Raw genomic sequence first — 25730 nt, 5'->3', positions numbered from 1 at the left:
AAGAAAAAACTGGAGCCCGGCATGACGCTTACCCGAGTCATCGGCAAATCGGCGGCCTGGATCGTCGGCATCATCCTGGTGCTGATCGCCGCGCTCGTCGTCTTCATCCTCACGTTCGACTGGAATCGCGCGAGGCCGTATATCAACGAACGCGTCAGCACCGAGATCGGCCGGCCGTTCGCGATCCAGGGCGACCTCAAGGTCGGCTGGCGCCGCCCTTCCGGCGAGACCGGCTGGCGCGCCTGGATACCCTGGCCGAGCTTCACCGCCAACAACATCGTGATCGGCAATCCCGATTGGACGAAATCCCCGCATTTCGCCACGCTCGACGCCGCGCATTTCGACCTCGCCGTGCTGCCGCTGCTCGCGCATCGCGTGGTGATCCCCTCGATCGACATCGTCAATCCCGCGCTCGACATCGAGCGGCTCGCCGACGGCCGCAACAACTGGACCTTTTCCTTCAAGCAGTCGGGCGAGCCGTCGACCTGGAAGGTCGAGCTTCACGATTTCGGTTTCGCCAAGGGCACGGTGAGCTATCGTGACGCGATCACCAAGGCCGACCTGAATGTCGCGATCGACACGCTCGGCCAGCCGATCCCGCTCGGCGAGGTGCTCAAGCAGCAGGAGGCCACCTCGCGCGCGGCCTCGGCGCAGCGCGTCGGCAAGGCCGGGGCCGCGCAACTGACGAGGAAGATCGAGGCGGCTTCGGCCGCCGCTGCGGCTTCCGCTGCTTCGGGTGCCTCGTCGGCTTCGACCGCGCCGGCTTCGTCGGCTCCGACGGCCTCGGCGGCGTCCGCCAGCGACGCGTCGACCACGTCCGGCTCGGCCGCGAGCAGCGCCTCGTCCGCCGCTGCCGCGGTGGCCGCCGCCTCGGCGGCCAGCGGTGCCGCCGCCACGCCGCCCGCGCCGACCTATGCCTTCGGCCTGGTGGTGAAGGGCCGCTACAAGAACGTGCCGATCGACGGCACCGGCAAGATCGGCGGCGTGCTCGCGGTGCGCGACGCCAGCCGCCCGTTCCCGCTGCAGGCCGACATCAAGGCCGGCGACACGCGCCTGGCGATCGTCGGCACGCTGACCGACCCGATGCAGCTCGCCGCCATCGACCTGCGGCTCTGGCTGCAGGGCACCAGCATGTCGCATCTGTACGCGCTGACGGGCGTCACCCTGCCCGATACGCCGCCCTATGCCACCGAAGGCCGGCTGATCGGCCAGTTCCGCCGCAACGGCAGCACCTTCCGCTACGAGAACTTCGACGGCCGGGTGGGCGGCAGCGACCTGCACGGCACGCTCAGCTATGCGCAGCGCGCGACGCGCCCGCTGCTCTCGGGCGAGCTGGTCTCGAACCTGCTGCAGTTCTCGGATCTCGCACCGGTGGTGGGCGCCGACAGCGCTTCGAGCAAGCGCGCGCGCGGCGACACCACCAGGCAGCCGGCCGATCGCGTGCTGCCGGTCGAGACCTTCCGCACCGATCGCTGGAAGGCGCTGGACGCCGACGTGAAGTTCACGGGCCGCAAGCTGGTCAAGAACAAGGACCTGCCGATCAGCGATCTCTACACCCATATCGTGATGCAGGACGGCGTGCTCTCGCTCACGCCGCTGCGCTTCGGTGTGGCCGGCGGCACGCTGTCCACCGAGGCGCGGCTCGACGGCAGCGGCACGCCGCTCAAGGGCCGCTTCTCGGTGGCCGCGCGGCACCTCAAGCTCAAGCAGTTGTTCCCGACCGCGAAGGTGATGCAATCGGCCTTCGGCGAGATCAACGGCGACGCCACGCTGGCGGCTTCCGGCAACTCGCCGGCCGCGCTGGCGGCCACCTCGACGGGCGAGGTCAAGGCGCTGGTCACCGACGGCGCGATCAGCCGGCTGCTGATGGAGGCGGCGGGGCTCAACGTCGCCAACGTGGTCTACGAGAAGCTGTTCGGCAATCGCGACGTGAAGATCAATTGCGCGGCGGTCGACTTCGTCGCCACCGACGGCATCCTGAACTCCAAGCTGTTCGCGCTCGATACCGACGACGCCGTGATCCGCGTCGACGGCAACGTGAACCTGCGCGACGAGGGCATGGACCTGCAGATCCATCCGCAGACCAAGGGTTTCCGCGTGTTCTCGCTGCGTTCACCGCTCTACGTGAAGGGTACCTTCAAGAACCCGAAAGTGGGCGTCAACGTCGGCGCGCTGGCCTTGCGGGCCGGCGCGGCGGTGGGCCTGGGCATCATCAACCCGTTCGCCGCGCTGATCCCGCTGATCGCGCCGAGCAACAACCGCGACGTGCCGTGCTCGGAGCTGTTCGCGCAGCTCAATGCCTCGCAGCAGATGAAGAAGGCCGCCGCCGAGGGAGCGAAGAAGCATTGAAGTGCCGGCGCCGGCGTCGCGCGAGGGGCCCTTGGCACCCTTGTCGGCGCGATGTCGGCGCGATGCCGGCCGCCCGCCGTCCCTCGCGTGCGCGGGATCTGGCGGTCGCGTCGCATGACACCAAATAGGGTCGAGGCCCCGGCCCATTCGCGCGATCCTTGCCTTGCCGCTTCCGAAACACCACGATCCCGCCCGATTTTCCTTCCATCGTTCCGCCCGCGGCACCGAGCACAGTGCGTCACCGAGACCTGCTAAAATGTCGGGTTTACGTCGATCTACCACTTAACAGGCCACGCTGTGCTTTCTACCGCCAACATCACGATGCAATTCGGGCCCAAGCCCCTGTTCGAGAACATCTCGGTCAAGTTCGGGGAGGGCAACCGCTACGGGCTGATCGGCGCGAACGGCTGCGGCAAGTCGACCTTCATGAAGATCCTCGGCGGCGATCTCGAGCCCAGCGGCGGCAATGTCGCGCTCGAGCCGAACATCCGCCTGGGCAAGCTGCGCCAGGACCAGTTCGCCTACGAGGACGTGCGCGTGCTCGACGTGGTGATGCAGGGCCACACGGAAATGTGGGCCGCCATGACCGAGCGCGACGCGATCTACGCGAACCCGGAAGCCACCGACGACGACTACATGCACGCGGCCGAGCTGGAGGCGAAGTTCGCCGAGTTCGGCGGCTACGATGCCGAGGCGCGCGCGGGTGCGCTGCTGCTGGGCATCGGCATCGACGAGAAGCTGCACAACGGCACCATGAGCGAGGTGGCCCCCGGCTGGAAGCTGCGCGTGCTGCTGGCGCAGGCGCTGTTCTCCAAGCCCGACGTGCTGCTGCTCGACGAGCCGACCAACAACCTGGACATCAACTCGATCCGTTGGCTGGAAGACACGCTCAACCAGTACAACTCGACGATGATCATCATCTCGCACGATCGTCACTTCCTGAACTCGGTCTGCACCCACATGGCCGACATGGACTTCGGCACGCTGAAGGTCTGGCCGGGCAACTACGATGACTACATGCTCGCCTCGGCGCAGGCGCGCGAGCGCCAGGCCAATGCCAACGCGCGTGCCAAGGAGCGCGTGGCCGAACTGCAGGACTTCGTGCGCCGCTTCTCGGCGAACAAGTCCAAGGCGCGCCAGGCCACCAGCCGGGCCAAGCAGATCGACAAGATCAAGATCGAGGAATTCAAGCCCTCGTCGCGCCAGAATCCGTTCATCCGCTTCGAGTTCGAGAAGAAGCTGCACAACATCGCGGTGGTGGCGGAAGAGGCGACCAAGAAGTACGAGCGCACCATCTTCAGCAATTTCAACCTGTCGGTGCAGCCGGGCGAGCGCATCGCCATCATCGGCGAGAACGGCGCGGGCAAGACCACGCTGCTGCGCGCGCTGCTCGGCAATCTCGAGCTCGACCACGGCAGCGTCAAGTGGGCCGAGAACGCGAACGTCGGCTACATGCCGCAGGACACCTACGAGGAGTTCCCGGACGACGTCACGCTGATGGAGTGGATCGACAACTACCGCAAGGAAGGCGACGACGAGACCATGGTGCGCGGCACGCTGGGCCGCCTGCTGTTCTCCTCCGACGACATCAAGAAGTCGGTGAAGGTGCTGTCGGGCGGCGAGAAGGGCCGCATGATCTGGGGCAAGCTGATGCTGGGCCGCCACAACGTGCTGCTGATGGACGAGCCGACCAACCACATGGACATGGAGTCGATCGAGTCGCTGCAGATCGCGCTCGAGCAGTTCGAGGGCACGCTGATCTTCGTGTCGCACGACCGCGAGTTCGTCAGCGGCCTGGCCAATCGCATCATCGAGGTGCGCACCGACGGCACGCTCAACGACTTCGGCGGCAACTACGAGGACTTCCTGGCGACGCAGGAAAAGGCCTGATCAAGCTGGCCGGGCTTGCACCGGCTCCGGCCTTTCACGCGAAACGCGGCGATCATCGATCGCCGCGTTTTCTTTTTTGGGGCGGCGCCGGGCGCCGGCGGTTCGCTTCAGTGGGTACCGCGCCGATACAGCGCCACCGATCCCGCCAGCAGCAACAGCATGCCGCCGCTGATGCGATTCATCCAGCGCACGCCGCGCTCGCGAAACAGCGCCACCGACCTGATGCCGATCAGCGCATAAGCCGTCATCACGGCCACGTCGAGCGCGCCGACCGTCAGCCCCAGCGCGAAGTACTGCGCGGCCACCGGCTGGCCGCGATCGACGAACTGCGGCAGCAGGGCCGTCATGAACAGGTAGTACTTGGGGTTGCTCATCGCGATGAAGAAACTGCGCAGGAACAGCGCGCGACGCGCCGGCGCGACGCGTTCGGGATCGGGCCCGGCAGCCTGGCCCGAGGCGCGCAGCAGCCGCCAGCCGACATAGGCGAGCCAGGCGGCACCGAGCCATTTGAGCGCCACGAACAGCGTCTCCGAGGCGGCCAGCACCGCGCCGAGCCCCAGCGCGACCAGGGTCACGAGCAGCAGGTCGGCGGCGAGCGCGCCGGCCATGCCGAAGCTGGCGCGGCGCAGGCCGAAATGCGAGGCGTTGCTGAGCGCGAGCAGCACGGTCGGCCCGGGCGTGGCGATGCCGGCCAGCATGACGAGGCTGAAGACCAGCAGGGCGGAAAACGTCATCGTGTGCTCCAGAGGAGGGGGCGAGGGTTTGCGGCACGAATCGGCACGAGCGGCACGTGGCGATATTAGCAAGCCGGCGGCTCGGCAACTGCGCGCGCGTCCTCGAGTCCAGCCAGCGCCGCTTGGCCCCATCGCAGCTTGCGCTTGACGCGCGTCAACCCCCGTATCCGCCATTCCCCGATCATCGAGCCTTCTTCGACGCTGCCCGCACGAGGCTCACCATGACGCTTGCCATTCCCTTCGCCCCGCTGACGATTCGCGGCCGTTCCCTGCTTCCCGTCGTGCAGGGCGGCATGGGCGTGGGCATATCCGCGCATCGGCTCGCCGGCAGTGTCGCGCGCGAGGGCGCGCTCGGCACCATCGCGAGCATCGACCTGCGCCATCACCATGCCGACCTGCTCGCGCGCTGCCGTGCCCGGCCCGATCGCGACACGCTCGAGGCGGCCAACCTCGAGGCGCTGCGCCGCGAGATCGAGCGCGCGCGTAGCTGGAGCGAGGGGCGCGGCATGATCGCCGTCAATGTCATGAAAGCGGTGCGCAGCCATGCCGACTATGTGCGCCTCGCCTGCGATGCCGGCGCCGACGCGATCGTGATGGGCGCCGGCCTGCCGCTGGACCTGCCCGAGCTGACCGAAGGGCACGATATTGCGCTGATCCCGATCCTGTCCGACGCGCGCGGCATCGCCCTGGTGCTGAAGAAGTGGATGAAGAAGGGGCGCCTGCCCGATGCGATCGTGATCGAGCATCCCGCGCATGCGGGCGGCCATCTCGGCGTGTCGCGCATCGAGGAGGCCAACGACGCGCGCTTCGATTTCGCGCGCGTGCTCGGCGAGACGCGCCAGACGATCGAGGCGCTGGGCCTCGCGCGCGAGGCGATCCCGCTGATCGTCGGCGGCGGCATCAATAGCCACCAGGCGGTGCGCGAGGCGCTCGGGCTCGGCGCCAGCGGCGTCCAGGTCGGCACGCCCTTCGCCGTCACCGAGGAGGGCGATGCGCATCCGGCCTTCAAGCAGGTGCTCGTGCAGGCGCGTCCCGAGGACATCGTCGATTTCATCAGCGTCACGGGCCTGCCGGCGCGCGCGGTGCGTACGCCCTGGCTCGAACGCTACCTGCGCCACGAGACGCGGATTCGCAGCAAGCTCGGCGCGCTGCGGCAGCGTTGCCCGACCGCGCTGGAATGCCTGTCAGTCTGCGGCCTGCGCGACGGCATCGAGCGCTTCGGGCATTTCTGCATCGATACGCGCCTGGCGGCCGCGCTACGCGGCGACGTCGCCAACGGGTTGTTCTTCCGCGGCCGCGAAGCGCTGCCGTTCGGCAATGCGATCCGCAGCGTGCGCGACCTGCTCGCGCTGCTGTTGACCGGCACCGCGCCCGAGCCTGCGACAAACCGTCCTACGTTTTCGCTGGCTTGATGGACGTCAACGCGTCGCCAGGTATGCCCCCGGACAATCGATACCGTTCTCAGGGGGCTCAAGTCATGAATGAAAAAATCCGTTGCATCGTTTCCGCGCTGGCCTGCGCAGGCGTGTTCGCGATGCTGCCGTCGGTCTCTCAGGCGGCGTCGCCGGGGCAGGGTATCGCGCAGGGCGATGTGCTGATGCGCTTGCGCGCCATCGAAATCATGCCGGCCGATCGCGGCAGCGGCACGCTGTCCGACATCAACGCCGGCGTGAACAACGCGCTGGTGCCGGAGCTCGATTTCACCTACATGATTCGTGACTATCTCGGCGTCGAGCTGATCCTCGGTACCTCGCGTCACCAGGTCAATTCGAATCTCGGCCCGCTCGGCGGCGTGAACGTGTTGCCGCCCACGCTGCTGCTGCAATACCACTTCAATCATGCGGGCCGGGTTCGCCCGTACATCGGCGCGGGCCTGAACTACACCTTCTTCTACAACGACGGGCTGCACGTGGGCAGCCAGGGCGTGGCGGTCCACAAGAGCAGCTTCGGGCCCGCGCTGCAGTTCGGCGTCGACGTCCAGGTCAGCAAGCAGTTCTTCGTCAACTTCGACATCAAGAAGCTCTGGATGCATACCGATGCCACGCTCGGCGGCCAATCGATCGGCCGCCTGCACATCGACCCGCTGATCGTCGGGGTCGGTGTCGGTATGAAGTTCTGATCGAACGGATTCAAGCGTTGGGGTTGGGCGGCACGGCGGTTCGCGTGCCGCCTTTTTTGCGTCCGGCGCTCGAAGGGCGAGCCGGCGGCGCGAGTGGGAGGCTCAGATCTTGTCGTACTTGAAGCGCATGGCCGTGCCGTCGAGCGTGATGCGCTCCCATACGGCGGCCTTTTCTTCCTCGCTCATGAAGACCCAATTGGCCACTTCGAAGGCGGTGCGGCCGCAGCCCTTGCAGACATCGTCGAACAGGGTCGAGCAGACGCCGATGCAGGGGCTGTCGGGCTTGTCGTGAAGATTGGAACTCATGATGCGTCGTTGGGTCCGGGCTGGTGCGGCAATGCGTAATGGTAAAGCATCAGCGCGCGATGCTCACGCCCACCCGCGCGATCCAGTGCTGGCGCTGGTTGTAGTCGAGCAGGTCCTCGCCGTAACCGTTGAAATAGCCGATCCAGACATAACCGCCCCAGGCATTGTCGAACAGCTTGGCGAGCGGGTACGACAGCTTGGTGTCAACGCTGCCGTACCAGTGGTGGGTGCCCTTGCGCAGCGTGGTCGACAACTGCCAGCCGTCGGGGCTGCCGTATTTGACGACCAGGTCCATGTAGCCGCGGTAGTCGGCGATATCGCGGTTGTCGCTGATGCCCAGGTAGTAATAAAGCATCGGCGAGACCTGCCAGTGGTAGCTCGTCAGATCGCCGAATTCCCAGGTGGGTTGCACGAACAGGATGTTGAGGCTGCGCGAATCCGGGCCGGCCTTGCCGTTCGACTCATGCCCGATCCCGGCCGCGAAGCCCATGCGCGTGAACCAGGGGCTGTGCAGGCCCGTGTCGGCGACGTAGTAGAACAGCCGCGGCTTGTAGCTGGTGTCGCGGAACGGCTTCGAATCGGCCGACAGATCCCAGATCGAGGTCTGCGTGTAGGCGAAATAGAGATTGTCCAGCAGCGAGCGCGAGGCCGGGTTGTCGGGCATGTGCAGCCGGTACTTGAAGCTGAACTGCAGCTTGGCGCTGACGTCGCCGTTGACGCCCACGCCGATGTACATCGGTTCGTAGTACGAGATTCTCGACAACAGGCCCCGCGCGCCGGTGGTCAGCGCGTCGCCGCTCGGCTGCGGCGTGCCGGCGGTGGCGGCCACGCCCGAGGCGGCCGCCGCCACGCCGGCGGGGCTGGCCTGATGCCCCTCGGCGGTTTCGGCGCGGGCCACGACGAACTGATTGGCGCTGCGGTTCAGCGAAACCACGGCCGCCGAGGCGTCGAAGCCCACCGGCGTGATGGTCACGGTGCCGCGCGCGCTGTCCGGCCAGGGCGCGGAAAATCTCACCTTGCGGTATTGGCCGGCCTTCAGCGTGAAGCGCTCGGGCACGCCGGCCTCGCGCACCAGCTTGACGGGCACCGGCGGTTGCTCGGCATTGGTCACGGTCACCTCGAGCGTGTCGGGCACGCTGACCGGCAGCGGTTTCGCGTCATCGTCCGAGTAGATCAGCGTGAGCGTGAGCGGCGCATCGGCCGCGGCTTCGCGCGCCGGTTGCACCAGGGCTACCGTGGCCTGCGCGGTATTGGCCGCGAAGGCCAGCACGACGGCGGAAGCCAGGATGCCGAGCGGGTGCCGGCTAGCGGCGGATGACGGGACGTGAGCGAAAGCGCGGGAAGCAGCGAAAACGGCGAAAGCGGGACGATGGCGCATGAGATCGATGGATTGACGAGGCACGGTGGAAAGTCGTGTCGCAACATGGATACTGCGCGGACACTGCGAAGAGTCGGCATATTGTAATTCAGTCGCAGGGTCGAATCGGATCGGTGGCGGGAGCCCGCCCGGCTTGGCCGCGAGCGAGGTGAGGGCGCGCCCCGTGGCGTTTGATCGCAAGCTTCGGTCGCGCCGCCATGGGCCCGGTGCCGCCCCGCATGCCAAGCTGGTTTTCGCGGAGTCGGGCAACGGGTCGAGCCCATCCTCGACCCGACATTTTTTCGGGTGGACAGCCGTCCATAACCCGATAAAATGCGCGCACTTCCCGATCCCGTTCGGGAGCGTGGGCGGCGCGGCGGCCCTGCCGGAAACCGGTGTTCCGTTTGCGCGACAGCGATGCGATTTTTTTGTGACACCACGGGATTAGTGTTACTTTTCGGGGTTTTGAGGGACGGGTTGCCGAGGCGACGCCGTCGTGACGACACAGTCGATACCGGTCGGAGCACGGCCGGACGGGAGAACGGGATGAAAGCAAAGGTGGCAGGCCGGTTGATGGCCCTCTCGCTGTGCGTGGCCGCAAGCGCGGCTTCGGCCAAGGACACGCAGCTCAATGTGTACAACTGGTCCGACTACATTGCCAAGGACACCATCCCGAACTTCGAGAAGCAAACGGGCGTCAAGGTCCGCTACGACAACTACGACAGCGACGATACGCTGCAGGCCAAGCTGCTGACCGGCAACTCGGGCTACGACATCGTGGTGCCGACCAGCAACTATGCCGGCAAGCAGATCGCCGCCGGCATCTTCGCGCCGCTCGACAAGTCGAAGCTGCCGAACCTGAAGAATCTCGATCCGCAACTGATGGCCCTGGTGGCCGGCGCGGATCCGGGCAACAAGTACGTGGTGCCCTGGGCCTACGGCACCACCGGCCTGGCCTACAACCTGAACAAGGCGCAGCAGATCCTCGGCAAGGTGCCGCTGGACAACTGGGACATCCTGTTCAAGCCGGAAAACATCTCCAAGCTGAAGGCCTGCGGCGTGTCGGTGCTCGACGCGCCGGACCAGATGTTCGCGGCCGCGCTGCACTACCTGGGCAAGGACCCGATGAGCACCTCGCCGGCCGACTACCAGGCCGCGATGGTGATGCTCAAGAAGATCCGCCCCTACATCACGCAGTTCAACTCCTCGGGCTACATCAACGACCTGGTCGGCGGCGACATCTGCTTCGCGTACGGCTGGTCGGGCGACGTGGTGATCGCCAAGCACCGCGCGCAGGAAGCGAAGAAGCCCTACAAGATCGAGTACTACATCCCGAAGGGCGGCGCACCGGTCTGGTTCGACGTGATGGCGATCCCCAAGGATGCGAAGAACAAGGAAGCGGCCCTCGAGTGGATCAACTACATCGAGGATCCGAAGGTCCATGCGGCGATCACCAACGCCGTCTACTACCCGAGCGCGAACGCGGCGGCACGCCAGTTCGTGAGCAAGGACGTGGCGAACGATCCGGCGGTCTACCCGCCGGCCGACGTGGTCAAGACGCTGTTCCTGCTCAAGCCGCTGCCGCCTGAAATCCAGCGTCTGCAGACGCGGCTCTGGACGGAGTTCAAGTCCGGACGCTGAGCCTCGGCCCGGAATCGAACCCGCCCCATCAAGCCCCTGGTACCCCCGGGGGCTTTGTTCGTCTTCAATCGCCTTTGTCTGGTAACACGCAGGAGTGATGCAGCAGATCATGAATAGCCAGTCGCGCATGCCGTCCGCCGGCGCGCCGTCCCCCGCCGCGCAGGCCGACCACGCCGCGAACTTCGTGCGGATCGTCGACGTGGTCAAGCAGTTCGGCGATACCACCGCGGTGCGCCAGGTCAATCTGTCGGTCGGCAAGGGCGAACTGTTCGCCTTGCTGGGCAGTTCCGGCTGCGGCAAATCCACCTTGCTGCGCATGCTGGCCGGGCTGGAGACCGTCACCTCGGGCAGGATCCTGATCGACGGCGAGGACCTCGCCCAGATGCCGCCCTACAAGCGGCCCGTGAACATGATGTTCCAGTCCTACGCGCTGTTCCCGCACATGACGGTCGAGGCGAACGTCGCCTACGGCCTCAAGCAGGAGGGCGTGCCCAGGGCCGAGTTGAAGGAACGCGTGCGCGACGCCCTCGAACTGGTGCAGATGAGCCGCTACGCGAGCCGCAAGCCGCACCAGTTGTCGGGCGGCCAGCAGCAGCGCGTGGCGCTGGCGCGCTCGCTGGTCAAGCGGCCCAAGCTGCTGCTGCTCGACGAGCCGATGTCGGCGCTCGACAAGCAGATCCGCCAGCGCACCCAGATCGAGCTGGTCAACATCCTCGACAAGGTCGGCGTCACCTGCATCATGGTCACCCACGACCAGGAGGAGGCGATGACGATGGCCAACCGGATCGCCGTGATGAGCGAGGGCGAGATCGTGCAGATCGGCGCGCCGCGCGAGGTCTACGAATACCCGAACAGCCGCTTCTCGGCCGAATTCATCGGCTCGACCAACCTGTTCGAGGGCAAGGTGGTGGAGGACGAGCCCGACTACGTCTACATCGAGTCGCCCGACCTGCCGTGCCGCATGCACGTGAGCCACGGCATCACCGGGCCGCTGGGCATGGCCGTGACCGTCTCGGTGCGCCCCGAGCGCATCGCGCTCACGCGCAAGCCGGCCGAGGGCGCCTACAACTGGGCGCATGGCGTGGTCGCCAACGTCGCCTACATGGGCGGCTACTCGCTTTACCACATCCGCCTCGACTCCGGGAAGACCGTGATCGCCAACGCCACCAGCCTGGCGCTGTCCGAGATCGACACGCCCGAATGGAACGACGAGATCTACGTGCGCTGGAGCGCCTCGGCCGGCGTGGTGCTGACCTCATGAGCGCGCTGTCGACGTTCCTCCGGTGGCCGGTGCGCAAGCTCGGCCTGAGCGGGCGCTCGGCCGTGATCGCCGGGCCGTTCCTGTGGCTGGTGCTGTTCTTCGCGGTGCCCTTCGTGCTGGTCGTGAAGATCAGTTTCGCGGAGCTCGAGCTCGGCATTCCGCCCTACACGGAGCTGACCTCGTTCGCCGACGGCGCGCTGACGATCAAGCTGAACCTCGCGCATTACGCCTTCCTGTTCACCGACAGCCTGTATTTCGCGACCTACGTGAATTCGGTGTGGGTGGCGGCGGTCACCACGCTGCTGTGCCTGCTCCTCGGCTACCCGATGGCGTACTACATCGCGCGCTCGAACCCGGCCTCGCGCAACCTGCTGATGATGGCGGTGATGCTGCCGTTCTGGACCTCGTTCCTGATCCGCGTCTACGCCTGGATCGGGATCCTGAAGAACAACGGCCTGCTCAACAACTTCCTGATCTGGATCGGGTTGATCCACGTGCCGATCGAGCTGTACCGCACCAACGTGGCGGTCTACATCGGCATGGTCTACACCTATCTGCCCTTCCTGGTGATGCCGCTCTACGCGCACCTGGTGAAGATGGACCTGCGCCTGCTGGAAGCCGCCTACGACCTCGGCGCCAAGCCCTGGAAGGCCTTCCTGACCATCACGCTGCCGCTGTCGAAAAACGGCATCATCGCGGGCTGCCTGCTGGTGTTCATCCCGGCGGTCGGCGAATACGTGATCCCGGAACTGCTCGGCGGCGCGAACACGCTGATGATCGGCCGCGTCATGTGGAACGAGTTCTTCAACAACGCGGACTGGCCGATGGCCTCGGCGGTGACCTGCGCGATGGTGCTGCTGCTGCTGGTGCCGATGGCGGCGTTCCAGCACTTCCAGGCGAAGGAACTGGAGGGCCGTCGCAAATGATGCCGAATCGTTATCTGCGCCTGGTCGCGCTGGCCCTCGGCTTCGGCTTTCTTTACATCCCGATCCTGAGCCTGATCGTCTACTCGTTCAACGAGTCGCAGCTGGTGACGGTCTGGTCCGGCTTCTCGACGCGCTGGTACTCGGCGCTGCTGAGCGACGACGAGCTGATCGCGGCCGCCTGGCTGTCGCTGAAGATCGGCGTGCTGACCGCCTGCGCCTCGGTGGTGATCGGCACCTGGGCCGGCTACGTGCTGGCGCGCATGGGGCGCTTTCGCGGCCACGCGCTCTACTCGGGCATGATCAACGCGCCGCTGGTGATTCCCGAGGTGATCCAGGGGATCTCGCTGCTGCTGCTGTTCATCGAGCTGGCCAAGTGGATCGGCTGGCCCGCGCAGCGCGGCATGTTCACGATCTGGCTCGGCCACGTGATGCTGTGCCTGTCCTACGTGGCGATCATCGTGCAGTCGCGCGTGCGCGAGCTCGATCCCTCGCTCGAGGAGGCCGCGCTCGATCTCGGCGCCACGCCGCTGAAGGTGTTCTTCACCGTCACGCTGCCGCTGATCTCGCAGGCGCTGGTATCGGGCTGGCTGCTGTCGTTTACGCTGTCGATCGACGACCTGGTGCTGTCGGCTTTCCTGTCCGGCCCCGGCTCGACCACGCTGCCGCTGGTGGTGTTCTCGCGCGTGCGGCTCGGCCTGAACCCCGAGATGAACGCGCTGGCCACCTTGTTCATCGCGGCGGTGACGATCGGCGTGGTGGCCGCCAACATGTTCATGCTGCGCAAGGAGCGGCGCCGGCTCGCGGCCGCCGTCTGATCCGTGCGAGGCGAGCGCCTCGCCCTTGCGCATGAGAAAGCCCGGCTTCGCCAAAGCGAAGCCGGGCTTTTCGTCGTTGACGAGGCTTGCGACGGGGGGCTCAGCCTTCGCTGATCGCCGGCCGCGCGAACCACTCGCGGCCCTTGAGCATGGCGTTCCAGTAGATCCTCGGCAGCAGGCTCTCCTTCAGGAACCAGGCCAGCCTGGAGGGCCGCGTGCCGTCGTTGAGCCAGCCCGGGAAGGTCGGCGCGAGCTTGCCGCCATAGAGGAACTCGGCCAGCACCACGCGGCCGCGTTCGACCGTCAGCGGGCAGGAGCCGTAGCCGTCGTAGCGCGCCACGCCGCGCGCGCGGCCGAGCGCGGCCAGCACGTTGTGGGCCACCACCGGCGCCTGCTTGCGCGCGGCCGCCGCGGTCTTGGCATTGCTGGTGTTGGTGGCGTCGCCGAGCGCGTGGATGTTCTCGTAGCGGCGATGGCGCAGCGTGGCCGGGTCGACGTCGACCCAGCCGCCCGCATCGGCCAGCGCGCTGTCGCGCACGAAGCCCGGCGCGCGCTGCGGCGGCACCACGTGCAGCAGGTCGAACTCGCGCTCGATCTCCTCGCTGCCGCCGCCCTCGGCCTCCGGGCGCGCGCGCCGGAAGCGCGCGAGCTGGGCCGGCCCGTCGACGGCGATCAACTGGTCGCCGAAACGCAGGTCGATGCCGTAGCCGCGCACCGAATCCATCAGCGCGGGCACATAGTCCGGCACGCCGAACAGCACGTTGCCGGCCAGGCGGAACTCGATCTCGATGTCCTTCAGGCGGCCGGCGCGGCGCCAGTGATCGGCCGACAGGTACATGGCCTTCTGCGGCGCGCCCGCGCATTTGATCGGCATCGGCGGTTGGGTGAAGATCGCGCGCCCGCGCGGCAGCGCCTGCACCAGTTGCCAGGTATAGGGCGCGAGGTCGTAGCGGTAGTTCGAGGTCACGCCGTGCTTGCCGAGCGTGTCCGCCAGCCCTTCGATGCCGGCCCAGTTCAGTTCCAGCCCGGGGCACACGATCAATTGCCGGTAGCCGATGCTCGCGCCGCCCTCCAGCGTGATACGGTCCTGCTCGGGCGAGAACGCGGCGACGGCCGCACGGATGCGCGTCACGCCGTGCGGCAGGACCGCTTCCATCGGCCGGGCGGTGGCCGGCGCCTCGAACACGCCGCCGCCGACCAGGGTCCAGCCCGGCTGGTAGTAATGGGTGCCGGCCGGATCGACCAGGGCGATGTCGAGCGAGCGCTCGCGCCTGAGCAGGCTGGCCGCGGTGGCGATGCCGGCGGCGCCGGCGCCGACGATCACGATGTCGTGGCGCGTGGCGGGCACGCCGGCGCCGCCGATCGTCGAAGACGTTACGGACATGGTTCGGACTCCTTTGGGGGAATGCAGGCTGGGGCGGCGCGGTTCACAGAGCGTCGATCGGCAGCTTCAGGTAGCGAATGCCGTTCGGCGCCGGCTCGGGCAGTTGCCCGGCGCGCATGTTGACCTGCACCGAGGGCAGGATCAGCACCGGCATCGCCAGCGTGGCATCGCGCGCGGTGCGCATCGCCACGAAGCTGTCCTCGTCGATGCCCTGGTGGACATGGATGTTGTCGCGCAGTTGCGCCGCGACGGTGGTCACCACGCACACGGGACGGCCGTCGGGCTGGTAGTCGTGGCACAGATAGAGGCGCGTGTCGGGCGGCAGGCTCAGCACCTTGCGGATCGAGCGATAGAGCGTGCGTGCGTCGCCGCCGGGGAAATCGCAGCGTGCCGTGCCGTAGTCGGGCATGAACAGCGTGTCGCCGACGAAGGCGGTCGTCTCGGCCGGCGCCGAGCCGCCGTCCGCGCGCGCGACCAGGTAGGTCATGCAGGCCGGCGTGTGGCCCGGCGTGTGGATGGCGCGGATCGCGAGCGTGCCCAGCTCGAGCGTGTCGCCTTCGTCGATCAGCCGGTCGAACGGGCGGCCGTCCGCGACGAAGCCGGGGCCGGCATCGAACAGCGCGCCGAACACCTTCTGCACCTGGGTGACGTCGCGCCCGATCGCGATCTCGCCGCCCAGGCGCGCCTGCAGCCAGGGCGCGGCCGACAGGTGGTCGGCATGCACATGGGTTTCCAGCAGCCAGCGCACGCGCGCGCCGAGCGATTCGACGTGCTCGGCGACGCGCTCGGCGCTGGCGTGGCTGGTGCGGCCCGACTTCGGGTCGAAATCGAGCACCGAGTCGATGATCGCGCACTCGTGCGAGCCCGTGTCGAGGACGACATGGGTGGCCGTGCTGGTGGCGGGATCGAAAAACGACTCGACGGTGAAGGCAGGGGCGGACATCGAACGGCACTCCGAAAGCGGAAAACGTGGAATCGAGACAAGATGCGTGCCAGCCCACCAAGGCTGGCGCGTGTTTTCCTTAATTATTTGATATGACGGCGATTTTTTCGAGCGCCGGGAAGCGCCGCGCCGGACGAAGGCGGCGGCGCGCGATGGATTGCTGCCATCGATGGCAGTGTCATGGCAGAATTGGCAGTCCCCGCCGTCGGCCTGCCGTGTTGATGCCGGCGGCGATTCGTTTGTCCCGTGTGCTTGTCCCTTCGCGGCCGCGGCCGCCCGAGCCTGTTTCCATGTCCACGCGTCGCCCCTCTCATCGCTCCATGCCCGCGCCCGATTTTGCCGAGGCTGCCGGCCAGCCTCGCGCCGAGCGCGTTGCCGATGCCCGGCGCACGATCCCGATCGTGCCGCTCGAGCCGCTCGAGCCGGCGGCGGCTGCCGCCGGTTCCTCTGACGCGAGCGCGCCGACCACCTCGCCGGCCGGCCTCGGCGCGCTGGTTTCCTACCTCGAGCACGATCCGCAGCCGATGATCGTGGTCGATCCCGACTACCGGATCCTCGCCGCGAACGGCGCCTACCAGCGGCAGTTCGGCGGCGCGGGCCGCGCGCACGTCGGGCGTCACTGCTATCGCGTCTCGCATCACTACGAGGTGCCTTGCGACCAGGCCGGCGAGCATTGCCCGATGCGCGCGGCGCTCGAGTCGGGCGCGGCCTCGCGCGTGCTGCATATCCATCACACGCCGCGCGGGCCCGAGCACGTGGATGTCGAGATGCGCCCGGTGTTCGACGGCGAGGGGGCGGTGGTGGCCTATGTCGAGCGGCTGACCACCGTGCGCAGCGCCTCCGCGCGGCCCAGCGCGGGCGGCCTGGTCGGCAGCTCGGATGCCTTCAACGGCGCCTTGTCGGCCCTGCAGCGCGTCGCGCCCTCGATGCTGCCGGTGCTGCTGCTCGGCGAATCGGGTACCGGCAAGGAACTGTTCGCGCGGGCCCTGCACGAGGCCAGCCCGCGCGCGGCGGGGCCCTTCGTGGTGGTCGATTGCTCGGGCATCGCCGAGTCGCTGTTCGAGAGCGAGCTGTTCGGCTACGAGAAGGGCGCCTTCACCGGCGCGAACCAGCGCAAGCCCGGGCTGGTCGAGACGGCCCAGGGCGGCACGCTGTTCGTCGACGAGATCGGCGACGTGCCGGCCTCGATGCAGGTCAAGCTGCTGCGGCTGATCGAGTCGGGCACGTTCCGGCGCGTGGGCGGCATCGAGGCCTTGCGCGCCGACTTCCGGCTGGTCGCGGCGACCCACCAGCCGCTGCGCGAGATGATCGGCGACGGCCGTTTCCGCCAGGATCTCTACTACCGGATCAGCGCCTTTCCGATCGAGCTGCCGCCGGTGCGCGAGCGGCCCGGCGATATCGGCCTGCTGGCCGAGTCGATCCTGCGCCGCATTGCAGACGGCCGGCCCGGCGCGCGTCCCTGGACGCTGCACGAAAGCGCGCGGGCCTGCCTCGAGGCCCATGCCTGGCCCGGCAATATCCGTGAATTGCGCAACGTGCTGGAGCGCGCCTGCCTGTTCGCCGACGACGGCGTGATCCGCGCCGAGCACCTGCCGCAGGCGCTGCAGGCGCCGCCCGAGGCGGGCCTCGCGCGCGGCGCGCCCGACGACGACACGCTGCGCCAGGTGGCGCGCAGCTTTCGCGGCTCGCGCAAGGCGCTGGCGGCGCGGCTCGGCATCAGCGAGCGCACGCTGTATCGTCGCATGCGCGCGCTCGGTCTCGCGGGCCGCGACCTCTGATTCCTCGCGGATACCATCGGCCGAGCGGGCCGCGCGCCGGCTTCAGGCGAGCGCCATCGGCGCGGCGGCGGGTACCGGGTCCAGCGAGGCGCACAGCGGGCGCTGCGCGAAACGCTCGGCCAGGAAGTCGACGAACGAGCGGCTGGTGGTGGAGGCGCGCGGGCTGGCCCCCAGCGTGGCATGGATCGACAGCCGGCGGGTGGGCGAGACGTCGCGCAGCAGCGGCACCAGATGACCGGCGTCGATGTCGTCGCCGGCCACGTCGGTGCCGAGCAGGGCGATGCCGGCGCCGTTGACCGCGGCGATCCGCAAGGCTTCCGGCTGGTTGACGCTGAGGTTGCTGTTCAGCGCGACGCGCGAGGCGATGGCGGCCTCGCGCGCGATCGAGTCGAGCGGCCCCGCGCCGTTGCTGTCCTGCAGGATGTTGTGCGCGGCCAGGTCGGTGAGGGTGGCCGGCGTGCCGTTCTCGGCGAGATACGCCGGCGAGGCGACGAACAGGATCTGCGCGGTGGCCAGCGGCCGCGCGAAGGGCGAGGCGGGCTTGGTGCTCGAAGGCGTGACCAGGATCGCGATGTCGTAGCGCTCGTCGGCCGGATCGAGCACGCGGTCGGAGATCGCCATGTCGACGTTCACTTCCGGGTAGCGCGCCGTGTAGTCGGTGACCGCGCCCACCAGGTGCCGCAACCCGAACGAGGAGGGCGATACCACGCGCAGCCGCCCGCGCGGCACGATCGCCTCGGTGTTGACCGACTGGCTGGCCTCGTCGATCTCGATCAGCGCCGGCACCACTCGTTCGTAGTACTCACGTCCGGCCTCGGTCAGGGAAACGCGTCGGGTGGTTCGATGCAGCAGCCGGGCGTCGAGCCGGCTTTCCAGATGCGCGACGTGCTTGCTCGCCATGGCCGATGACATGCCCATTCGTTCGGCTGCACCGACGAAGCTGCCGATTTCGACAATATGGCGGAATACCTGCATGCTGACGAGTGTGTCCATTGGAAGCTCGTTCGTATGGTTATTGAGGAAACGGAGTCAAACGGATGCGTTTGAATGGCCCGGAAAAACAATAACACGGCTAATCCACGGGAAAACACTAATCCTTTCGAAATCTCAGACTCTGAGGGTGTCGTGCGGAAAATCGGCGGCGATTACCGTTTGAACGAATCGGAATGTCGCGATCGAAAATTCGATTCACAATCCAGAGGAAGGGGCGGGATGAAAGGCGGAAAGTCGCGTGGGCCGGCCTGTTCGGCACTGAAAATCGCGATTGGATCCTGCCCGGGATGAATCGCGGCATCGGCAGGAACTCGCGGCGTTTTAGTAAAGTGTTGTTTAGTAAAGTTATTGGGAGTTTTATGTTCGAATCCGTCCATTTATTCATCGGGCGGAATGCGGGATTCCATTCACGAGACGAAATGATGATATGGAAATCCCGCAATGATGGTGTCGCGCGAGTATGCCGTCGAACGATGGATCCGGCGTGACGAGGCACGGGGCGCCTTCATGCGCCCCTGGGTTCAGGCGGCATGCAGATGTTCGAACGGGATGCCCACGCCGATGCCGATCAGCACCAGCCCGCCGGCCATTTCCGCGCGCTTGCCCGCCAGCTTGCCGAGCAGGCGGCCCAGCATCACGCCGATCGTCACCATCGCCATGGTGGTCAGGCCGATCGCGATCGCCGTGGCATAGATGTTGACCTCGACGAAGGCCAGGCCGGCGCCCACCGCCATTGCGTCGATGCTGGTGGCGAAACCGGTGGCGGCCAGCAGCCAGAACGAATGCGAGGCGGGTTTGTCCTCGTCGGCGCTATCCGCCGACAGACCGTTGCGGATCATGCGGGCGCCGAGCAGGCCCAGCAGGCCGAAGGCGATCCAGTGATCCCAGGCGGATACGTACCGGGCCGCGGCCCTGCCGAGGAACCAGCCCGCCAGCGGCGTGAGCGCCTCGATCACGCCGAACACGAGGCCGGCCTTGAGCGCCTCGCGCAGGCTCGGGCGATGGAGCGTGGCGCCCTTGCCGATGGCGGCGGCGAAGGCGTCGGTGGACATGGCGAAGGCCAGCAACAGGGTGGCGAAGGGATTCATGAGGATGGGGCTCGCGGTCGGGCAGTGACGACGACACATCACTGCGCCCGACCGGTAGCAGGATGTGTCGATGGTCTCGCCAACCGGGAGGTCGCCTGCACCACGGTCTGGAAGACCGATCGTGTTGATGCAGGCGCTTCTGGGAGGAAGCAGGCTACTCCCCAAGGACAGGGCGCAGCATAACACGACGAAAGGTTGTCGTAATGATTTCGTCGATACGGCGCGGCGTCCGACATGGCGCGTTCCTCGCGGCCGCCGCGCATCTCCTTCGTTTCGTCTATCGCGCCGCAGCCGTCGCGTCCGGCGCCGGCTGGGCCGCCAGTTTGCCCGCCGGATCCGGCGGCGTGCCCATCGCCTGGAACAGCCGCGCCGTGTCCGCGAGCCGCGAGCTGGTCGCGCGGATCGCATCGAGCTGCGCATTGCGATACTGCTGCTCGCTGGCGCGGCTGGTCGACGGCGGCAGCGCGCCCAGCCGCACGCGCGCCGCGGCGTCGTCGGCGGCGCCGCGCGCGGCCTCGGCCGCGCGGCTGGCGGCATCGAGCGCCTGGGCGTCGTTGTCGAGCGCGGCCAGCGAATCGGCCACGTTCTGGAACGCCGACAGCACCGTGGCCTTGTACTGCTCGACCGCGGCCGCGTAGCTGGCCTGCGCGGCGCGCCGCTGGGCCAGCAGGGCGCCGCCATGGAACAGCGGCTGGGTCAGCGAGGCGCCCACGCTCCAGATGCCGCCCGCGCCCGACAGCGCCAGCGGCCACTTGAAGCCGGCCTGGCCGAGCGAGGCCGACAGCGAGATCTGCGGGAACAACTGGGCGGTCGCCGCGCCGACGGCCGCCGCCGAGGCCTTCAGCGCCGCGTCGGCGGCGCGGATGTCGGGGCGCGTCTCGAGCAGGCGCGAGGGCACCACCACCGGCACGTCCTCGGGCAGGTGCAGTTCGGCCAGCGCGAGATCGTCGGGCGCCTGGTCGGGCGTGCGCCCGATCAGCACCGCCAGCGCGTGCCGCGCGCTCAGCCACTGCTGGCGCAGGGCCGGCAGCGAGGCTTCGAGCGAGGCGGCGCTCTGCTCGGCGCCGTAGCTGTCCGAACGCGAGGCCGAGCCGAGCCGGTAGCGGCTCGCGGTGTCGGCGGCCTGCTCCCTGGCGAGCGCGACCAGGCGCTCGGTGGTGCGCAGTTGTTCGCCGAGCGCGGCCGAGGTGATGGCGGCCGTGACGATGTTGGCGGCCAGCGCGCGCCGCGTCGATTCGAGCTGGAAGGCCGTGACGTCGACGCGCTGGCGCAACTCGCGGTTGGCGAAACGCGCGGCGCCGAACAGGTCGATCGTGTAGTTGGCCTGGAGCTGGCCGACGAACAGGTTGTAGAGCGCGGTCGGCGGGCCGAACGAGGGCACGCCCAGGCCGCGCTCGCGCGCCGTCTGGCCGCCGAGGTCGACGGTCGGCAGCAGCGAGCTGCCGATCTGCGCGCGCAGCTGCTCGCGCGCGGCCTGCAGCGATTGCTCGGCGGCGGCCAGGTTGGGGCTGGCGCGCAGCCCCTCGTCGACCAGCGCGTCGAGCCGGTCCGAGCGGTATTGCTTCCACCAGTCCGGCACCGGCTGGGCGCCGATCGCGAAGTGCTGGGCCACGCCCTGCGCGGCCACGGTGGATTCGGGCAGCGGCGCGGCGCCGTAATGGGCCGGCGACGGCATGGCGGGCGCCGCGTCGTTCGGCGCGAACAGCGAGCAGCCGCTCAGCGCGAGCGAGGCCGACAGCGCCGCGGCCACCGCCAGCGGGCGCGCCGCATGCAGCGCGGGCTGGCAACGATAGGTCAGGCGTTTCATCGTCAGGCTCCGTGGGACGTGGGTTCGGTCGGCGCTTGCTGCGCGTCGTCGCGCTCGCTCGGCTTGACGCGGAACCAGGTGGCATAGAGCGCCGGCAGGTAGAACAGCGTCAGCACCGTGGCGCTGGTGATGCCGCCCATCAGCGCGGTCGCCATCGGCCCGAAGAAGTTCGAGCGCAGCAGCGGGATCAGCGCCAGCACGGCCGCTGCCGCGGTCAGCGTGATGGGCCGGAAGCGCCGCACCGTGGCGCCGACGATCGCGTCGAAGCGGCCGTGGCCCGCGGCGATGTCCTGCTCGATCTGGTCGACCAGGATCACCGAGTTGCGCATGATGATGCCGAACATCGCGATCACCCCCAGCATCGCCACGAAGCCGAACGGCTGGCCGAACAGCAGCAGGGTGGCGGCCACCCCGATCAGGCCGAGCGGCGCGGTCAGCACCACCATCAGCACGCGCGAGAAACTCTGCAGCTGGATCATCAGCAGGGTCAGCACGGCGATCGCCAGCAGCGGCATCTGCGCGTTGATCGAGGCCTGGGCCTTGCCGCTTTCCTCGACCGAGCCGCCGATCTCGATCCGGTAGCCCACCGGCAGTTGCGCGCGCAGGCCGTCGAGTTGCTTGTCGATCGCGTGCGTGACGTCGATGCCTTGCGCGCCGCCCCGCACGTCGGCCTGTACCGTGATGGTCGGCTGGCGGTCGCGCTCCCAGATCACGCCGTACTCGAGCGTGTCCTTGAAGCGGCCGAGCGTGCCCAGCGGCACCGGGCCGCTCGGCGTGGGCATGGCCAGCGTGGCGAGTCGGGACGGGTCGACGCGATCGGCCTTCGGCGCGCGCAGGTCGACCGCGATCAGCTTGTCGCGCTCGCGATATTGCGTGACGGTGGTGCCCTGCAGGGTCATGGCGAGGAAGTTCGAGACGTCCTGCGAGCTGACGTTCAGCTCGCGCGCCTTCTTCTGGTCGAGCTCGAAGCGCACCGAGCGTTCGGCCGGCTCGTCCCAGTCGAACTGCACGTTCACCGAGCGCGAATCCTGGCGCACCTGGGCCGCCACCTTCTCGGCGATCGAGCGGACCATCGCGATGCTGTCGCCGCTGACGCGGAACTGCACCGGATAACCGACCGGCGGCCCATTCTCGAGCCGCGACAGGCGCCAGCGGATCGCCGGGAACTGCTCGCGCAGGGTCGGCGCGAGCCAGCTGGCGAGCTTCTCGCGCGCCTCCACCGACTTCGCCGTGACCACGAACTGCGCGAAGTTCGGCTGCGCCAGTTGCTGGTCCAGCGGCAGGTAGAAGCGCGGCGCGCCGGTGCCCACGAAGCTGACCGTGTGGTCGATCTCGGGCCGGTTCTCCAGCACCTTCTCCAGGCGTTTGGTCTGCTCCAGCGTGGCGGGGAACGAGGCGCCCTCGGGCAGCCGCACGTCGATCAGCAGCTCGGGGCGGTCCGAGCTCGGGAAGAACTGCTGCGGGATCATCGAGAAGCCGCCCAGCGCCACCACGAACAACGCGACGGTGATGATCAGCACCACGAAGCGGCGCTCGATGCACCAGCCGATCCAGCCACGCAGCCGCTTGTAGAAGCGCGTGTCGTAGATGTCGTGCGCCTCGTGGTGATCGTCGTGATGCGCGTTCAGCGGCCCCGCGTGGCCGTCGCGCTTGCGCTCGGGCAGCAGGTGGTAGCCGAGCAGCGGGATCAGCACCACCGCGGCGAACCAGGAGGCGATCAGCGCGATCGCCGAGACCTCGAAGATCGAGCGCGTGTATTCGCCGGTGCTCGATTGCGCCAGCGCGATCGGCAGGAAGCCCGAGACCGTCACCAGGGTGCCGGTCAGCATCGGGAAGGCCGTGCTGGTATAGGCGAAGGCCGCCGCGCGGGTGCGGCTGAAGCCCTGCTCGAGCTTCACCGCCATCATCTCGACGGCGATGATCGCGTCGTCCACCAGCAGGCCCAGCGCCAGCACCAGGGTGCCCAGCGAGACCTTGTGCAGGCCGATGCCGAACATGTTCATGAACAGCGCGGTGATGGCCAGCACGATCGGGATCGAGATCACCACCACCATGCCGGTGCGCAGTCCGAGCGACACCAGGCTCACCACCAGCACGATGCCGACCGCCTCGGCCACCGCCTCCAGGAAGTCGTCCACCGAATGCGAGACCGCCTGCGGCATGCTCGATACCTCGGCGAGCTTGAGGCCGGCGGGCAGTTGCGTCTGCAACTGCCGGGTGGTGGCCTCCAGCGCCTTGCCGAGCCGGATCACGTCGCCGCCGGGCTGCATGGTCACGCCGATGCCGAGCACGGCGCGGCCGTTCGAGCGCATCTGCGTGACGGGCGGGTCGTCGTAGCCGCGCTTGACGGTGGCGATGTCGCCCAGCCGGAAGGTGCGATCGTTGATGCGCACCACCATGTCGGCGAGCTGCTCGACCGAGTCGAACTGGCCGCTCGGGCGGATGTAGACGCGATCGTTGGAGGTGGTCAGCACGCCCGAGGAGGCTACCGCGTTCTGCGCGTTGATCGCCTGGCCGAGCTGGGTGGGCGAGATGCCCAGGCGCGTGAGCCGCGCGTTGTCGACCTCGATGAAGATGCGCTGGTCGGGGTCGCCGAAGTAGTCGACCTTGCCGACGCCCGGCACCCGCAGCAGCACGGTGCGCAACTGGTCCGCGTAGTCGTGCAGCTGGGCGGCCGAGTAGCCGTCGCCGTCGAGGGTCCAGATGTTGGTGTAGACGTCGCCGAACTCGTCGTTGAAGAACGGGCCCTGCACGCCTTGCGGCAGGGTCGAGCCGATGTCGCCGACCTTCTTGCGGATCTGGTACCAGGTTTCCGGCACGTCCTTGACCGGCGCCGAATCCTTCATGGTGAAGAAGATCATCGACTCGCCGGGGCGCGAATAGCTGCGCAGGAAATCGATGGCGGGGGTTTCCTGCAGCTTGCGGCCGATCCGGTCGGTGACCTGCTCCTGCACCTGCCGCGCGCTCGCGCCGGGCCAGAAGGTGCGGATCACCATCACGCGGAAGGTGAAGGGCGGATCCTCCGATTGCGCCAGGCGCGTATAGGCCAGGATGCCGGCCACGGTGGCCAGCACGATCAGGTAGACGACCAGCGCCTGGTGGCGCAGCGCCCAGGCCGACAGGTTGAAACGGCTTTCCTCGCGCTCGCTCATGACGCGCCGTCCTCCGCGTGCAGCGGCGCCACGGCGCGCACCTTCTCGCCGGCGCTGACGGCATGCACGCCTTGCTGGACCACCCGCTCGCCGGCCTGCAGGCCTTGCGACACGGTGATGGTGTTCTCGCCGTAGCGTGCGATGCCGACGCGGCGCAGCTCCAGCGTGTCGTCGCGGCGGATCACCCAGACCGCCGGGTTCGGGCCTTCGTGGAACAGGGCGGTGGAGGGCAGCGTGTAGCGCGCGCCGTCGGCGGCCGTGCCGGCCAGCGCGACGTTGGCGGTCATGCCGAGCCGCACGGCCGGATCCGGCTCGGCCAGCGTGAGACGCACGCGATAGGTGCGGCTTTGCGGATCGGCGGCCGGCGCGATCTCGCGCACGCGGGCCTGGAAGCTGCGCCCGGGCAGGGCCGGCAGCGTGACGCCCGCCTCGTGGCCCGGCTGCAGCAGCGCGAGGGTGGCCTCGGGCACGTCGGTCACCACGTCGACGTCGCCCGACCAGGCGAGCTGGTAGACGGCTTGCCCGGCCGAGACGTTCTGGCCGGTATCGGCCTGCTCGGCCGTGATGTAGCCGGCATGATCGGCCACCAGGCTGGTGTATTGCAGCTGGTTTTTCGCCAGCGCCAGTTGTTGCGCGGCCTGGTCGCGCTGCGCGCGCGCCGAGGCATAGGCGTTCTCGGTCTGTTCGAGCTGGGCCGGCGCGATCAGCTTCTCGCGCGCCTGCGCGCGGTCGCGCTCGACCTGCTGCTGGGCATAGGTCAGCGCGTGGCTGGCCGCGTCGAGCTGGGCCTGGGCGCTGGCCGCGTTCTTTTCGGGATCCGAAGGATCGAGATGGGCCAGCACCTGGCCCTTCTTCACGGTATCGCCGAGCCGCACGCTGCGCTCGATGATCTTGCCGCCGATCCGGAACGACAGCGGCGTGGCGTAGCGGGGCTCGATATCGCCGGGCAGGATGGCGGCCGCCGTCGTGCCGTCGGCGGCGATCGGCGTGGCCACCACCGGGCGGGCGGCGGGCGGCGGCCCGTTGTCCTTGGGATGACACGCGGCGACGAGCAGCGCGGCGCCCAGAAGGACGACTGCGCGGGGTCCGGATGCATTCACGGCAACCTCATGAGGAAAGGCGGGCGGAGCCGGCGGGCCTGGCTGGCTCCACCGGGGAACGGCGACGAAAGCTTTCGTTTCCATCTC

18 protein-coding genes, 1 pseudogene and 1 riboswitch are annotated in these 25730 nt (G+C 68.2%); of the genes and pseudogenes, 9 read left to right on the top strand and 10 right to left on the bottom strand.

Translation table 11 applies throughout. The annotated features are described in order from the left end of the window. Positions 1-21: 21 nt before the first annotated feature. Complete coding sequence (locus FB600_RS11755; RefSeq protein WP_145756783.1) at positions 22-2349, top strand: AsmA family protein; 2328 nt, start codon at positions 22-24, stop codon at positions 2347-2349. A gap of 297 nt (positions 2350-2646) precedes the next feature. After that, positions 2647-4239, top strand: coding sequence for an ABC-F family ATPase (locus FB600_RS11750; protein ID WP_047836476.1), 1593 nt, complete (start codon positions 2647-2649; stop codon positions 4237-4239). A gap of 107 nt (positions 4240-4346) precedes the next feature. On the opposite strand, the gene FB600_RS11745 is transcribed toward FB600_RS11750, so the two are convergent. Further along, positions 4347-4973, bottom strand: a complete 627-nt coding sequence (locus tag FB600_RS11745) for a LysE family translocator (RefSeq protein WP_145756784.1) — start codon at positions 4971-4973, stop codon at positions 4347-4349. A 221-nt stretch (positions 4974-5194) separates the two neighbouring features. On the opposite strand from FB600_RS11745, the gene FB600_RS11740 reads away from it, so the two are divergent. Both FB600_RS11740 and FB600_RS11735 read left to right on the top strand, forming a co-directional pair. Further along, entirely contained in the window at positions 5195-6385 is a 1191-nt protein-coding gene (locus FB600_RS11740) for an NAD(P)H-dependent flavin oxidoreductase (protein ID WP_098181883.1), read from the top strand. Positions 6386-6450: 65 nt separating this feature from the next. Further along, a complete protein-coding gene (locus tag FB600_RS11735; RefSeq protein ID WP_096748770.1) occupies positions 6451-7092 on the top strand; it encodes an OmpW/AlkL family protein in 642 nt (213 codons plus the stop codon). Between the two features lie 102 nt (positions 7093-7194). Here FB600_RS11735 and FB600_RS11730 read toward each other — a convergent pair whose 3' ends face one another. After that, complete coding sequence (locus FB600_RS11730) at positions 7195-7398, bottom strand: DUF1289 domain-containing protein (RefSeq protein WP_013698205.1); 204 nt, start codon at positions 7396-7398, stop codon at positions 7195-7197. A gap of 49 nt (positions 7399-7447) precedes the next feature. Continuing rightward, on the bottom strand, positions 7448-8776 hold the full coding sequence (locus FB600_RS11725; protein ID WP_145756851.1) for a phospholipase A: 1329 nt from the start codon (positions 8774-8776) through the stop codon (positions 7448-7450). A gap of 525 nt (positions 8777-9301) precedes the next feature. Here FB600_RS11725 and FB600_RS11720 point away from each other — a divergent pair. The 4 genes from FB600_RS11720 to FB600_RS11705 all read left to right on the top strand — a co-directional run bounded on the left by FB600_RS11720 (position 9302) and on the right by FB600_RS11705 (position 13398). Next, the gene (locus tag FB600_RS11720; RefSeq protein ID WP_096748772.1) at positions 9302-10396 is read left to right on the top strand and encodes a polyamine ABC transporter substrate-binding protein; all 1095 of its coding nucleotides are present in this window, start codon (positions 9302-9304) and stop codon (positions 10394-10396) included. 109 nt (positions 10397-10505) lie between these two features. Then, positions 10506-11657, top strand: coding sequence for an ABC transporter ATP-binding protein (locus tag FB600_RS11715; protein WP_047836582.1), 1152 nt, complete (start codon positions 10506-10508; stop codon positions 11655-11657). Beyond that, positions 11654-12583: an ABC transporter permease subunit gene (locus FB600_RS11710; protein WP_096748773.1), complete on the top strand. Its 930-nt coding sequence runs from the start codon at positions 11654-11656 to the stop codon at positions 12581-12583. The genes FB600_RS11715 and FB600_RS11710 overlap by 4 nt, the downstream gene beginning before the upstream one ends. Beyond that, positions 12580-13398, top strand: a complete 819-nt coding sequence (locus FB600_RS11705; RefSeq protein WP_013698200.1) for an ABC transporter permease subunit — start codon at positions 12580-12582, stop codon at positions 13396-13398. The genes FB600_RS11710 and FB600_RS11705 overlap by 4 nt, the downstream gene beginning before the upstream one ends. Positions 13399-13498: 100 nt before the next feature. Here the strand turns inward: FB600_RS11705 and FB600_RS11700 are convergent. Then, positions 13499-14731 (bottom strand): annotated as a pseudogene (locus FB600_RS11700) (FAD/NAD(P)-binding oxidoreductase); the annotation flags it as partial. Between the two features lie 94 nt (positions 14732-14825). Next, positions 14826-15725: an MBL fold metallo-hydrolase gene (locus FB600_RS11695; RefSeq protein WP_145756785.1), complete on the bottom strand. Its 900-nt coding sequence runs from the start codon at positions 15723-15725 to the stop codon at positions 14826-14828. Positions 15726-16015: 290 nt separating this feature from the next. Between FB600_RS11695 and FB600_RS11690 the strand changes: the two genes are divergently transcribed. Beyond that, the gene (locus FB600_RS11690; protein WP_227742969.1) at positions 16016-17503 is read left to right on the top strand and encodes a sigma-54 interaction domain-containing protein; all 1488 of its coding nucleotides are present in this window, start codon (positions 16016-16018) and stop codon (positions 17501-17503) included. 42 nt (positions 17504-17545) lie between these two features. Here the strand turns inward: FB600_RS11690 and FB600_RS11685 are convergent, their stop codons facing one another. The 5 genes from FB600_RS11685 to FB600_RS11665 form a co-directional block, all read right to left on the bottom strand. Then, complete coding sequence (locus tag FB600_RS11685) at positions 17546-18496, bottom strand: LysR family transcriptional regulator (protein ID WP_096748776.1); 951 nt, start codon at positions 18494-18496, stop codon at positions 17546-17548. 521 nt (positions 18497-19017) lie between these two features. Further along, entirely contained in the window at positions 19018-19584 is a 567-nt protein-coding gene (gene mntP / locus FB600_RS11680) for a manganese efflux pump MntP (protein ID WP_098153965.1), read from the bottom strand. Between the two features lie 10 nt (positions 19585-19594). After that, a riboswitch (yybP-ykoY riboswitch) is annotated at positions 19595-19759 on the bottom strand. Positions 19760-19861: 102 nt separating this feature from the next. After that, a complete protein-coding gene (locus FB600_RS11675; protein ID WP_145756786.1) occupies positions 19862-21391 on the bottom strand; it encodes an efflux transporter outer membrane subunit in 1530 nt (509 codons plus the stop codon). 2 nt (positions 21392-21393) lie between these two features. Next, the gene (locus FB600_RS11670; RefSeq protein WP_096748779.1) at positions 21394-24543 is read right to left on the bottom strand and encodes an efflux RND transporter permease subunit; all 3150 of its coding nucleotides are present in this window, start codon (positions 24541-24543) and stop codon (positions 21394-21396) included. Continuing rightward, positions 24540-25643 carry an efflux RND transporter periplasmic adaptor subunit gene (locus tag FB600_RS11665; RefSeq protein WP_046579957.1) on the bottom strand — a complete coding sequence of 368 codons (1104 nt, stop codon included), beginning with the start codon at positions 25641-25643 and terminating at the stop codon, positions 24540-24542. Before FB600_RS11665 ends, FB600_RS11670 begins: the two co-directional genes overlap by 4 nt. Between the last annotated feature and the right edge of the window lie 87 nt (positions 25644-25730).

Origin of the sequence: Burkholderia sp. SJZ089 (genome assembly GCF_007828315.1) — a bacterium.
Classification (GTDB): Bacteria; Pseudomonadota; Gammaproteobacteria; order Burkholderiales; family Burkholderiaceae; genus Burkholderia; species Burkholderia gladioli.
Note: the sequence above shows the minus strand (reverse complement) of the source record. Positions and strands in the feature narration are given on the sequence as shown.